The 12,446-nt window shown below is 59.0% G+C and carries 10 protein-coding genes and 1 riboswitch; of the genes, 7 read left to right on the top strand and 3 right to left on the bottom strand.

What is annotated here, in order from left to right; all coding sequences use genetic code 11:
• A partial coding sequence (locus B2W52_RS10615) for an aldehyde dehydrogenase family protein (RefSeq protein ID WP_286802947.1) occupies positions 1–501 on the bottom strand: 501 nt, incomplete at its 3' end.
• 375 nt (positions 502–876) lie between these two features.
• A riboswitch (guanidine-I (ykkC/yxkD leader) is annotated at positions 877–983 on the top strand.
• Between the two features lie 57 nt (positions 984–1,040).
• Here B2W52_RS10615 and B2W52_RS10610 point away from each other — a divergent pair.
• The 5 genes from B2W52_RS10610 to B2W52_RS10590 all read left to right on the top strand — a co-directional run bounded on the left by B2W52_RS10610 (position 1,041) and on the right by B2W52_RS10590 (position 8,009).
• Positions 1,041–1,766 carry an urea amidolyase associated protein UAAP1 gene (locus B2W52_RS10610; RefSeq protein ID WP_273018580.1) on the top strand — a complete coding sequence of 242 codons (726 nt, stop codon included), beginning with the start codon at positions 1,041–1,043 and terminating at the stop codon, positions 1,764–1,766.
• Between the two features lie 13 nt (positions 1,767–1,779).
• Positions 1,780–2,418 (top strand): urea amidolyase associated protein UAAP2, encoded by a 639-nt coding sequence (locus B2W52_RS10605; RefSeq protein WP_273018581.1) that lies wholly within the window; start codon positions 1,780–1,782, stop codon positions 2,416–2,418.
• On the top strand, positions 2,409–6,035 hold the full coding sequence (gene uca, locus B2W52_RS10600) for an urea carboxylase (RefSeq protein ID WP_273068841.1): 3,627 nt from the start codon (positions 2,409–2,411) through the stop codon (positions 6,033–6,035). Before B2W52_RS10605 ends, uca begins: the two co-directional genes overlap by 10 nt.
• 69 nt (positions 6,036–6,104) lie before the next feature.
• On the top strand, positions 6,105–7,172 hold the full coding sequence (locus B2W52_RS10595; RefSeq protein ID WP_273068839.1) for a putative urea ABC transporter substrate-binding protein: 1,068 nt from the start codon (positions 6,105–6,107) through the stop codon (positions 7,170–7,172).
• Positions 7,173–7,397: 225 nt separating this feature from the next.
• Positions 7,398–8,009: a TetR family transcriptional regulator gene (locus tag B2W52_RS10590; protein ID WP_273068837.1), complete on the top strand. Its 612-nt coding sequence runs from the start codon at positions 7,398–7,400 to the stop codon at positions 8,007–8,009.
• Here B2W52_RS10590 and B2W52_RS10585 read toward each other — a convergent pair.
• Positions 7,992–8,891 carry a bifunctional transcriptional activator/DNA repair enzyme AdaA gene (locus tag B2W52_RS10585; RefSeq protein WP_053113104.1) on the bottom strand — a complete coding sequence of 300 codons (900 nt, stop codon included), beginning with the start codon at positions 8,889–8,891 and terminating at the stop codon, positions 7,992–7,994. The genes B2W52_RS10590 and B2W52_RS10585 overlap by 18 nt on opposite strands.
• Positions 8,892–9,029: 138 nt before the next feature.
• Here B2W52_RS10585 and B2W52_RS10580 point away from each other — a divergent pair, with 138 nt between their 5' ends.
• Positions 9,030–9,800 carry a class II aldolase/adducin family protein gene (locus B2W52_RS10580; RefSeq protein WP_008171006.1) on the top strand — a complete coding sequence of 257 codons (771 nt, stop codon included), beginning with the start codon at positions 9,030–9,032 and terminating at the stop codon, positions 9,798–9,800.
• Positions 9,801–9,818: 18 nt separating this feature from the next.
• Here the strand turns inward: B2W52_RS10580 and glnT are convergent, their stop codons facing one another.
• A complete protein-coding gene (gene glnT, locus B2W52_RS10575; protein ID WP_286802945.1) occupies positions 9,819–11,177 on the bottom strand; it encodes a type III glutamate--ammonia ligase in 1,359 nt (452 codons plus the stop codon).
• A 154-nt stretch (positions 11,178–11,331) separates the two neighbouring features.
• On the opposite strand from glnT, the gene B2W52_RS10570 reads away from it, so the two are divergent.
• The gene (locus B2W52_RS10570) at positions 11,332–12,363 is read left to right on the top strand and encodes an alpha/beta fold hydrolase (RefSeq protein ID WP_286802943.1); all 1,032 of its coding nucleotides are present in this window, start codon (positions 11,332–11,334) and stop codon (positions 12,361–12,363) included.
• Positions 12,364–12,446 lie beyond the last annotated feature (83 nt).

The following is a 12,446-nucleotide window of genomic DNA, read 5'->3' as shown; positions in this document are numbered from 1 at the left end:
CGGGAAGTTCCAGGGAATAATCTGACCAACCACGCCCAGCGGCTCGTGGAAATGGTATGCCACGGTATTGTGGTCGATCTCGCCCATGTGGCCTTCCTGGGCACGAAGACAACCCGCGAAGTAGCGGAAGTGATCAGCCGCGAGGGGAATGTCGGCGTTCAGGGTTTCGCGCACGGCCTTGCCGTTGTCCCAGGTTTCAGCGACTGCGAGCTTCTCGAGGTTGGCCTCGATGCGGTCCGCAATTTTCAGCAGGATGTTGGAACGCTCGGTGGGAGAGGTCCTGCCCCACGCAGGTGCCGCCTTGTGCGCTGCGTCCAGGGCCAGATCAATATCTTCGGCACTGGAGCGCGGAATTTCACAGATCACATTGCCAGTGACCGGTGTGATGTTCTCGAAATACTGGCCTTTTACCGGGGCAACCCACTCCCCACCGATGTAGTTCTCGTAACGGGATTTGAAAGAAACGACGGAGCCATCCTTTCCTGGTTGTGCGTAGATCATGATCTCGACCTCTTGTTGTGTTTGTCGCAGGGCAACGCGGCCTTTCGCGTTTACCCATTCAATGTAGACGCCAAACCCGGAAAGTTGAATGGTGCGATGGAGGCGAAAAACTCCTCCCTTGGTAGTAGATGGCTCGAAGGCCATGCCACCATTGGCGCGGCTCCGAAATCACTCTCCGAAAATAAATGCACAGGAAAGGCACTGCTCGATGCACAAAAACAGTGCGCTCGCCCAGGCAAGAAGCAGACCTGTCAGACACCTCAAATCCCACCACAATAAAAACAGTAATTTAGCGATTGGCATGGACTCTGCAGAGTATCCATTACGCAGCGAGAAGTCGGTTACTGAAACCACAATCAACGCGCCACAATCTGACCAATGGTCAACTAGGGTTCCGGTCTGCCATCAATCCGTGCAGACGGCTGGTCCGAGAGTTGACGACCTTTTCCAAGGTTACACGGCGGGACAAAAGCCCGGGAGGATCGCTCAGTTACTGACGCCTCTCGCTTTTTAAATGCCCTAACCAGGAGGAAAAGGCCATGTTGCAAACCGCAACCCCCCTCTACGACGATCTGATTCCCGGCGGATCCCACTGGTCCTTTATCATGCGCCGCGGCCACGTGCTGCGCCTGATTGACGAAACCGGCGGTGCCAACGTCGGCATGTTGATGTACAACCCCGAGAACCCGCTCGAGCGGTACAACATGCCGGACACCCTGAAAAACCAGCACACCTTCCTGCTCACCAAGGGCCACGTGTTGCTCTCGGACATGGGCCGGGTATTTGCCTCCATCATCCGCGATGACCTGGGCTGGCACGACACCGTCGCCGGCACCTGCAATGCCGATCTGGTGGAAAAGCGCTGGGGCAAAAAGACCTATCAGGAAGCCCATAACCACTACCACCGAAACGGGTTCAACAGCTTCCTGAACGAGCTGGCCAAGCATGGCCTCGGCAAGAAAGACCTGACTGCCAACCTGAACTGGTTCAGCAAGGTAAATACCGACGAAGACGGCAACATGACTTTCGCCGAGGGTCACTCCCACGCCGGCGCCACAGTGGACCTTCGATTCGAGATGGACACCATCGTGGTGCTGCACACCTGCCCGCATCCGATGAATCCGGCCAGCGAATACCCCAGCCATCCGCTGCGGTACCAGTTGTTCAAGGCGGCCCCGGTGACCGATGCCGATCCGTGCAAAACCTCGTCGCCCGAGGCGACACGGGCATTTGCCAACACCGCTCTTTATCACCTGATGCAGTAATGGGAGGCCGGAGATGATCAAGCAAAGCACATTGAAGCCCGAAAATGCCGCCTTCCGCGAAACCGTGCCGGCTGGCGAGTATTTCCTGAAAGTGGTGAAAGCCGGCCAGACCGTCCGAATCCTGGATCTGGAAGGCAACCAGGCCGCCGACACCCTGTTCTACAACGCCCACAATCCAACCGAACGCTACAGTGCCGTGGACACCATCCGTGAGCAGGGCAATGTCTACCTGACCGCCGGCTCGAAACTGATGTCTTCTGAAAACAACGTGATGCTGGAAATCACCGCAGACACCTGCGGCCGTCACGACACCCTGGGCGGCGCCTGCGCGGCAGAGAGCAACACCACCCGTTATGCCCTTGAGAAAAAGTGCATGCACGCCTGCCGGGACAGCTGGCTGGTGGCCGTTACCGAACATGAAGAACTGGGCATGAGCAAACGGGACATCACCCACAACATCAACTTCTTCATGAATGTCCCGGTCACGGCAGACGGCGGACTCACCTTCGCCGACGGGATTTCCGATGCCGGCAAATACGTGGAACTGGAAGCGAAGATGGACGTTCTAGTGATGATCTCCAACTGCCCGCAGCTGAATAACCCCTGCAACGGCTGGAACCCGACACCGATCGAGGTGCTGGCATGGAGCTGAGCGGCAGATTCTCAAAGGTCCTGATCGCCAACCGCGGCGCTATCGCCTGCCGGGTTATTCGCACCCTGCGGGACATGGGTCTGACCTCGGTTGCCGTCTACGCCGAAACGGATTCCGATTCGCTGCATGTGCGTCAGGCGGACGAGGCGTATTCCCTGGGAGACGGCCCGGCAGCGACCACTTACCTGGATCAGGACAAACTGTTCGAGGTAATCCGCAAGAGCGGTGCCGGCGCCATCCACCCCGGCTACGGCTTCTTGAGCGAAAACGCCGATTTTGCCCGACGCTGTGACGCCGCGGGCGTGGTCTTCCTGGGCCCGACACCCGAGCAGATGGAGCAATTCGGTCTCAAGCATACGGCCCGGTCACTGGCGGAAAGCGCCGGTGTGCCACTGCTCCCGGGCACTGGCTTGCTGACCGATCTGGAAGAAGCACTGAAAGCCGCCGACACCATCGGCTACCCGGTGATGCTCAAAAGCACCGCCGGCGGTGGCGGCATTGGCATGTCCCGCTGCTACGGCCCGGACGATCTCAGCAAGAGCTTCGAGTCGGTCCAGCGCCTGAGCCAGAACAACTTCAGCAACAACGGCGTGTTCCTGGAAAAATTTGTGGAACATGCCCGCCATGTGGAAGTGCAGCTGTTTGGCAATGGCAAAGGCCAGGTTCTGGCCCTCGGCGAGCGAGACTGTTCCGCCCAACGCCGGAACCAGAAAGTGATTGAAGAAGCACCGGCTCCCGGGCTCACCGAGGACGTCCGCACACGCATGCACGCCACCGCGCGCCAGCTGGGCGAAAGTATCAGCTACCGCAGTGCCGGCACCGTGGAGTTTATCTACGACCCGGACACCACCGAGTTCTACTTCCTGGAAGTGAATACCCGCTTACAGGTGGAGCACGGTGTGACCGAGCAGGTTTATGGCGTGGATCTGGTCCGATGGATGGTGGAACTGGGCGCAGGCACCCTGCCCGACCTGGCAAAACTGGGCAGCAACCTCGCGCCTTCCGGCCACGCCATCCAGGCCCGGATCTATGCGGAAGACCCCAACAAGGATTTCCAGCCCGGCGCAGGCCTGCTCACCAACGTGGCCTGGCCCGAAGAGGATGGCCTGAAAATCGACACCTGGATCCAACCGGGTACGGAGGTGTCGCCGCTCTATGATCCCATGCTCGCCAAGGTGATTGTGCATGAGGCCGATCGCGAATCGGCCCGCCAGCGGTTGATGCAGGCACTCGACGACAGCCAGCTCTATGGCATCGAGACCAACCTGAAATACGTGCGCCAGGTACTGGACGACCCGCGCTTTGCCGAGGGCAGACTGTTTACTCGAACCCTCAACGAATTCGATTACCAGCCGGCCACCGTGGATGTGCTCAGTGGCGGCACCCTGACCACCATCCAGGACTACCCCGGTCGCATCGGCTATTGGGAAATCGGCGTACCACCGTCGGGTCCTTTCGACAGTTATTCGTTCCGGCTTGGCAATCGACTGCTGGGCAATCCGGAAGGGGCTCCAGGTCTGGAAATCACCCTGAAGGGACCAGTGCTCACCTTCAACCGCGCCACCCAGATTGCGCTGACGGGCGCCCAGCTGGACGCCACGCTGGACGATAAGCCGGTCGCCTTCTGGCAGGTGATTGACGTGCCCGCTGGCGCTACCCTGAAGCTGGGTGCCACCACGGCGGACGGAGCACGGGCCTATGTTCTATTCAGCGGTGGGCTGGACTGCCCGGAATACCTGACCTCGTGCAGCACCTTTACCCTGGGCCAGTTCGGCGGCCATTGTGGTCGCGCCTTGCGGGCCGGCGATGTGCTGGCCCTGGCGGATTCGGAGCCAACCGGTCTGACAGCCCTTCCTGCCGAACTGAAACCGACCATCGGCAAAACCTGGAAACTGCACGTCACCTATGGCCCCCATGGCGCGCCGGACTACTTCACTGGAGAAGATATAGACACCTTCTTCGCCAGCGACTGGGAGATTCACTACAACTCGAGCCGCACCGGCGTTCGCCTGATTGGCCCGAAACCGGAATGGGCGCGCAGCGATGGCGGCGAGGCCGGTATGCATCCGTCCAATATCCACGACAACGCCTACGCAGTTGGCACCGTGGATTTCACGGGCGATATGCCGGTCATTCTCGGTCCCGATGGCCCCAGCCTGGGCGGCTTTGTCTGCCCGGTGACCGTCATCAGCGCTGACCTCTGGAAACTGGGCCAGCTGAAAGCCGGTGACAAGGTGAAGTTTGTACCGGTAAGCCAGGACCAGGCCGTGGCCCTGCGGGAAGCCCTCGACGAGTCCATCGCCACCCTGACCGCAGCGACCGCCCATATCAAACCGATCACGCCAACCTCTCCGATTCTGGCGTCACTCAGTGACGATGAACACGAAACCGGCGTGGTTTATCGGGCCGCCGGCGACAATTACGTGCTGGTGGAATACGGCCCGATGGAACTGGATATCCGTCTGCGCTTCCGCGCCCACGCGCTGATGCTGTGGCTGCGCGATCAGGATCACGATGCCATTCTGGAGCTGACCCCCGGCATCCGCTCCCTGCAGGTGCATTACGACAGCCAGAAACTGTGCCAACGCACGCTGCTGGATCTGCTGATCAGCGCTGAAAAGGAACTGGAAAAACAGCCCGAGTGGGATGTGCCCGCACGCATCGTGCAGCTGCCCCTGTCCTGGGATGACGAGGCCTGCCAGACCGCCATCGCCAAGTACATGCAGTCAGTGCGCAAGGACGCCCCCTGGTGCCCGAGCAACCTGGAATTCATCCGCCGTATTAACGGGCTGGACAGCATCGATGAGGTGAAGAAGACGCTTTTCGAGGCGAGCTATCTGGTCATGGGCCTGGGCGATGTCTATCTGGGCGCACCGGTGGCCACGCCGCTGGATCCCCGGCACCGGCTGGTGACTACCAAATACAACCCGGCACGAACCTGGACCGCGGAGAACTCCGTGGGCATCGGCGGCGCCTACCTGTGCATCTACGGCATGGAAGGGCCAGGCGGCTACCAGTTTGTCGGTCGTACCCTGCAGATGTGGAATCGCTACCGCACCACCGATTTCTTCGAGCCCGGCAAGCCCTGGCTGCTCCGGTTCTTTGACCAGGTGCGCTTCTACGAGGTCAGTGCCGAAGAACTGCAGCAAATCCGACGGGACTTTCCCAATGGCGACTACCCGATAAAGGTCGAGGAAACCCGCTTCAACCTGAAGGACTACGAGCAGTTTCTGGCGAACAACGACGACGAAATCCAGACCTTCACAGCCAAGCGCAAACAAGCCTTCGACGAGGAACTGCAGCGCTGGATCGAGTCGGGCCAGATCAACTTCAGCTCCGAAGCACCGATCGAGGACACGGGCGAAGACGACATTGCCAACCTGCCAGCAGGCCAGCACGCGGTAGAAAGCCACGTAGCCGGTAACCTCTGGGAGTGCCTGGTCAAGCCAGGCGACACCATCGATGCCCAGCGGCCGGTGGCGGTTATTGAATCCATGAAGATGGAAATCGAATTACTGAGCCCCGTAACCGGACGCGTGGTTGACGTGCGTCGGGAAGCGGGACAGGCGGTTTCGCCCGGCACGCCGGTCGTGATCGTGGAAGACATTACCGAGTAATGCCAGCAACCAAAAAAACCTGAAAAAGACCAAACCTGCAAACACGGGCAAGGCCCGAGGAGAGACACCATGAAAACACGCGACATCACCAAAGGTCTGGCGGCCGGTCTGTTCACGGCCTCCCTGTCCATGGGTGCAATGGCCCAGGAAAAGGATTCCTTCAGCATCGCCTGGACCATCTATGCCGGCTGGGTGCCCTGGCAATACGCCGAGGACTACGGAATCATGAAAAAGTGGGCGGACAAGTACGATATCGAGGTGGATATCGTGCAGGTGAACGACTACATCGAATCCATCAACCAGTACACCGCCGGCCAGTTCGATGGCGTGACCGCTACCAGCATGGACGGCCTATCGATTCCCGCAGCCTCTGGTGTGGATACCACCGCGCTGATCGTCGGTGATTACTCCAACGGCAACGACGGCCTGGTTTCAAAAGATGCGTCCAGAATCGAAGAGCTGGAAGGCGAAACCGTTCATTTGGTTGAGTTGTCCGTCTCCCACTACCTCCTGGCCCGCGCCCTGGCCAGCGTTGGCCTGGAAGAACGTGACTTGAGCGTGGTCAACATTTCTGACGCTGATCTGGTCTCTGCATTCCAGACCGACGATGTTCGCCATGTGGCAACCTGGAATCCGTTGCTGAGCGAAGTGGAAGCCTATCCCGGTGCTACAAAGCTGTTTGATTCCAGCCAGATTCCGGGCCACATCAAGGATCTGACTCTGGTAAACACCGAGACCCTGGCCGACAATCCCAAGCTGGGCAAGGCATTGGTCGGAGCCTGGTACGAGACCATGAGTATTCTTGAGTCCGATACCCCAGAGGGTGCGGAGGCGCGGGCATACCTGGGCGAGCTTTCCGGCACGGACCAGGGCGGCTACGAAGCACAGCTGGCAGGCATGAAGATGTTCTGGGAGCCGCAGATGTCGGTGGACTTCATCAACAGCGACGAGGCGTCTGAAGCGATGGACAGCGTACGTGAGTTCTCCTTCGAGAAGGGCCTGCTGGGCCAGGGGGCCATGAGCCCGGACTTCGTGGGCATCGAGTTCCCGGATGGGTCCATCATGGGTGACTCTGGCAACGTGAAGCTTCGTTTCAATGACAGTTATATGGAGATGGCGGCAGACGGGGAGATCTGAGCCTCTGATTGCTTGCCTTGATGGTTAGCCGAGGGCACGATGTTCGTGCCCTTTTTTGTGGGCTTCGGAGGTGGATTGGGTTTGGGGTGCCTTTCCAAAACACGCTCCTTGCGGCACATCCATGTGGCGCTTGGGCTCCGCCATCCATGGCTCCGCACAGTTTTGGAAAGGCACCCCAAACCCAATCGTCCAACCTCATGATCAGCCGCCGAGAAAAATCTATTTATGCGTCGTACCAAGGAAGATGCCGAGAAAACCCGCCAGACTGTGCTTGAGGCCGCGCTCAAGTTGTTTAGCCGGGACGGTTACTCACTAACGACTTTGAGCCGTATTGCCAAAGAAGCCGGTTGTAGCCGTGGGCCGATCTACTGGCATTTCGAGAACAAGGATGATCTGTACGAAGCTGTACTTGCCTACTCCCAGGAACCGCTGGAAGCCCTGGTCGCGGAGTGTTCTGGCATGCGGGAAACGCCCATTGAGGCCATGGATCATTTTATTGAACGCTGGCTGAGCTTGTTGGCCAATGACCGGAAGTATCGTCAGTCGTTCGAGATTCTGTTGAACAAGACCGAACTAACCGATGCCATGAGCCGAACGCTGAAGCGGGAACGGGCGTTGACCCGGTCGATTATTGCGATGTTCCGGCACCTGGTTGCCCAGGCAGCTGAGCAGGGTCTGATTTCTACACAGGAAGACCCGGAGGATCTGGGACTGCTGAGTTACACCTATCTGATGGGCATTACCCAGACCTGGCTGTTTACGCCGAAGCTGTTTTCGTTGAAACAGGAAACGGCGTTTTTCCAGCGACAGTTCTGGGTGCTACTGGGTCGAGGCTGAGCGCTCTTTCTCCAGCAATTGCTGTTTTCGGTCGAGGCCCCAGCGGTAACCACCGAGGGAACCGTCACTGCGCAACACCCGATGGCAGGGAATCAGCACGGCGATGCGGTTTCGCCCGCAGGCGGAGGCCACAGCCCGAACGGCTTTGGGCTCGCCCAGTCGCCTTGCCAGCTCCGTGTAACTCACCACCTCACCTTCACGGACGCTTAGCAGGAGTTTCCAGACGCGTGTCTGGAATGCGGTGCCACGGATATCCAGAGGGACATCCGGTCTGGGCATGTTCTGGCTCAAATGCTCATCCAGAGCCAACATCCACGCATCCAGCTCCGGCGATCCCTTTGCCCCAGACGGAGCCAGTCGAGCCTTCGGAAACTCCTTCTGTAACTGATCTCCCAGTGCCGTCTCATCATCCCCGAATTCGGCAAAACACACACCCTGATCGGTGGCGGCCATCATCAGCAGGCCGAGAGCCGTTTCCCGGCAGGCATAGGCAATGGTTTCACCTTCCCCACCCTTGCCGTAGCGGGAAGGCGGCATGCCGACCTGTCGGTCTGCCTTGCCATAGACGCGACTGACCGAACCAAAGCCGGCATCGTAGATTGCATCGGTCACGGTCCGGCCTGTTCTCAACGCCCGCTTGTAGTGGTTCAGGCGCAGTGCATCCTGATAAGCCTTTGGTGAGACACCGAAGGTTTCCTTGAACACCCGCTGTACGCGGGATGGCGACAACCCAACCACAGCGCCGAGGTCGGCAAGGCTCAACGGTTCATCTGGCCGGCTCTCGATGTACCTGGCCAGTGCGACCATTCGATCGGCAACGGGCATGGATGCTTTCGCGTCACTATCCTTCTCGTCCTGCATCGGGGTTCGGAAACTTTCCATGCTTCGGCTCCTTCATGTGCGCACAACCCATCATCCATATGATGCGCGTTTGCTTCGCCCCCTTCCATCCGATTCTTGCGGGCGCTACATTGACCGTCAATCAACAATAAAACCAACCGATTCCGAGGGGTCAGCACTATGTCCGAGCAATTGGCAATTCCATCCAAAAAGGGTGAAGTCAGTGAGGAGGAGTGGCAGCTTCGCATTGACCTTGCCGCCGCCTACCGACTGATTGCTCTCTACGGCTGGGACGACCTTATCTTCACCCATCTCTCGGTGCGAATTCCCGGTGACGAGCATCATTTCCTGATCAACCCCTACGGAATGATGTTCGAGGAAATTACGGCTTCCAGCCTGGTGCGCATTGATCAGGAAGGCAACAAGATCAATCCAGACGATTTCGACATCAACCCTGCCGGTTTCACCATTCACAGCGCCATCCATGCGGTTCGTGAGGATGCTGCCTGTGTCATGCACACCCACACGACCGCCGGTGTCGCTGTGTCAGCGCAGAAGGAAGGCTTGCTGCCCTTGTCCCAGCAAAGTCTTTTTCCGCTATCCGGACTCGCGTACCACGATTACGAAGGCGTGGCGCTGCGCGAAGACGAGAAAGCGCGCCTGCAGGCAGATCTGGGCCACGCCCGTTTCATGATCCTGCGCAACCACGGCCTGCTGACCACGGGACCCAGCGTCGCCGAGGCCTTCCTGAACATGTACATCCTGCAGCGCGCCTGCGAGGTCCAGATTCAGGCCATGTCCGGAGGCCAGCCGCTGGTACGTATTCCCGATACCATTCTCAGCTCCATTCGGGAGCAGGCCAAAAAGGTCACCAAGGGCATGGGTGGCAACCTTGCCTGGCCAGGACTTCTCCGGAAGTTGGACCGCATCGATCCAGGCTTCCGAAGCTGACATCAGGCCCTGTAGCTATCAGAACATTTTCAGATAACGGTCCACTTCCCAGGCCGACACGTGGTTCTGATAGCTCTCCCACTCGCCTTTCTTGAAGTCGATAAAGCTTTTGAACATGGCTTCACCGAAGACTTCTTTCGCCAGCGGATCGGCCTCAAAGGCCTCCACCGCCTCGCCCAGGTTCCGGGGCAGATACTCGATGCCCTGCTCGGCGATTTCAGCATCGCTGTAGTTGTACATGTTCTCGTGGTGGGGGGCGCCCGCGTCCAGACCTTCACGGATGCCTTCCAACCCTGCAGCGAGAATCAGCGCACTGCCAAGATAGGGATTGCAGGCAATGTCTGCGGCACGGCATTCGATGCGCCCGCCCATGCCGGGAATCCGGATCATATTGGTGCGGTTGTTGGAGCCATAACACATGAATACCGGTGCCCAGGTGGAACCCGACATGCTGCCCTGGCGAACGAGCCGTTTGTAGCTGTTCACTGTCGGCGCAATCACGGCACTGATGGCCGCGCCATGTTTCAGCACACCTGCGGCGAAGTGATAGGCGATCTTGCTGATGCCGCAGTTGTGCAGATCGTCGCCCTTGGGCTCGAACAGGTTTTCGCCAGTTTTCAGATCCGCCAGCGACATGTTGTAGTGGGCGCCACTGCCGGTGCGGTCGGCAAAGGGCTTGGGCATGAAGCTCGCGAAAGCGCCATGTTTGCGGGCAATCTCGTTGGCCATCATCCGGAAGAACACCAGGCGGTCGGACATGGTCAGTGCGTCGGCATATTTGAAGTCGGTTTCGAACTGGCCGTTGGCGTCTTCGTGATCAAACGAGTACACATCCCAGCCCAGCTCGTTCATGGCGTCTACCAGCTCATCCATGATGGGCAGGTTATCCATGAGCGTGCGGGGGTCATAACAGGGCTTGCCCAGGTTGTCGCGATCACTCAGCGGGGCAAAGCCGCCATCCTCGGTATCCCGGAACAGGAAGAACTCGGTTTCAATACCGAGATTGAAGCGATACCCCATATCGGCCGCCGCACTCAGCTGACGACGTAGAATATTCCGGGAACAGGCTTCGAAAGGCGCGCCGTTCAGGAACAGATTGCCCGGGAACCAGGCCAGCTGGCGATTCCAGGGGCAGATGGCCAGCCCATCGGCATCCGGCATGGAGGCGACCTCGTCGTCGGAGATATCCTGGGGCACGCCATCCAGGGCGGCGCCTGTGTAAAGCTCCGAGCCTTCCATCATTTGCCCCAAGTGAGCCACGGGCACGAACTTGCCTTTGGTCACACCGTGGATGTCCACGTAGCTGGCAATGGCGTATTTCACACCTTCCTCTGTGAGCTTCTCTTTCAGGGCCTGGGTGTTGGTCAATTCCGTCATCCTGTTTTTCTCCGGCCCGTCATGCGGGCAATCAGTTTGGGTTCTGGCACGTTTCTTTCTTTGTTTTTGCCATTCAACTTACATGCCAGCGTGTATATATAAGAGCGAAGGCGAGAGACTTCAGGCAAACAGTCAGCCTGAAAGAGAGGGGAAAATGGCGTCGAAGCAATGGCTTGTAGAAGATTACGAAGCAGGTGACCTGCCTCTGACTTCCGGCGAAACGTTGCACTCCGCGAGATTGCGGTACCACCGCATCGGCGAGCTGAATGCACCAAAAGACAACCTTATTATGCTGCCCACGTACTACGGTGGTGCAGCCGCGGGTAATCACCCGTGGGTTAGAGGCAACAGCCCCCTCGATCCGGATCGTTACTGCATCGTTATTCCCGCTTTGTTGGGCGCAGGCGAATCATCCTCACCCTCGAACACCGCCGGAGCACAGGGCGGCCCGGGCTTTCCTGCCGTGTCCCTGTATGACAACGTGATGCTACAAAAGCGGTTGGTGGAGGACGTCTTCGGAGACGCCCGGATCGCGCTGGTGATGGGCTGGTCCATGGGCGGGATGCAGGCGCTGCAGTGGGGCTGTTTGTTTCCGACGCAGGTGCGCGCAGTGCTGGCCACCTGCTGCACCGCGCGGTGCTATCCCCACAACCGGGTATTTCTTGAGGGCGTAAAGGCGGCACTGACCTGTGACCACGCCTTCGAGAATGGCCGCTACCGGACTCCACCCGAACGCGGACTCCGGGCCTTCGGCCGGGTTTATGCGGGCTGGGCTTATTCCCAGGCGTTTTTCCGTCACGAGCTCTGGCGCGAACAGGGTTTTGGCTCCATTGAAGAGCTGCTTCGATTCTGGGAGCAGGATCATCTGGGCCAGGACGCCAATGATCTGCTCACCGTGCTGAACACCTGGCAGAACGGCGATATCAGCGACAACCCCGTATTTGGCATGGATTTCGACGCGGCGCTCTCTGCCATTGCCATGCCTACCCGGATGATGCCCTGCACCACCGATCTCTACTTTACCAGGGAGGACGCCAGTGAGGATGGCCTCCGGATGCCTGGCGCAACCGTGGAATCGCTGGAATCGGACTGGGGCCACGTTGCCGGTGGTGCGGGCCGGGAGGCTGCAAGCCACAATCGCATCCTTGCGGCCGCCCGGGCTTTGCTCTCGGGAAAGGCGTCATGATCGAGCACCCGAACCTATGTTGCACCAACCCGGTGCATATTTTTGCCGACTCCTTTGCCGGGATGACCCGTTTTCGCCCGCTC

The sequence above is a fragment of the Marinobacter sp. UBA2498 genome (assembly GCF_002341575.1).
Lineage (GTDB): Bacteria > Pseudomonadota > Gammaproteobacteria > Pseudomonadales > Oleiphilaceae > Marinobacter > Marinobacter manganoxydans.
The sequence above is the reverse complement of the archived record's forward strand: the minus strand, read 5'-3'. Positions and strand labels throughout refer to the sequence as shown.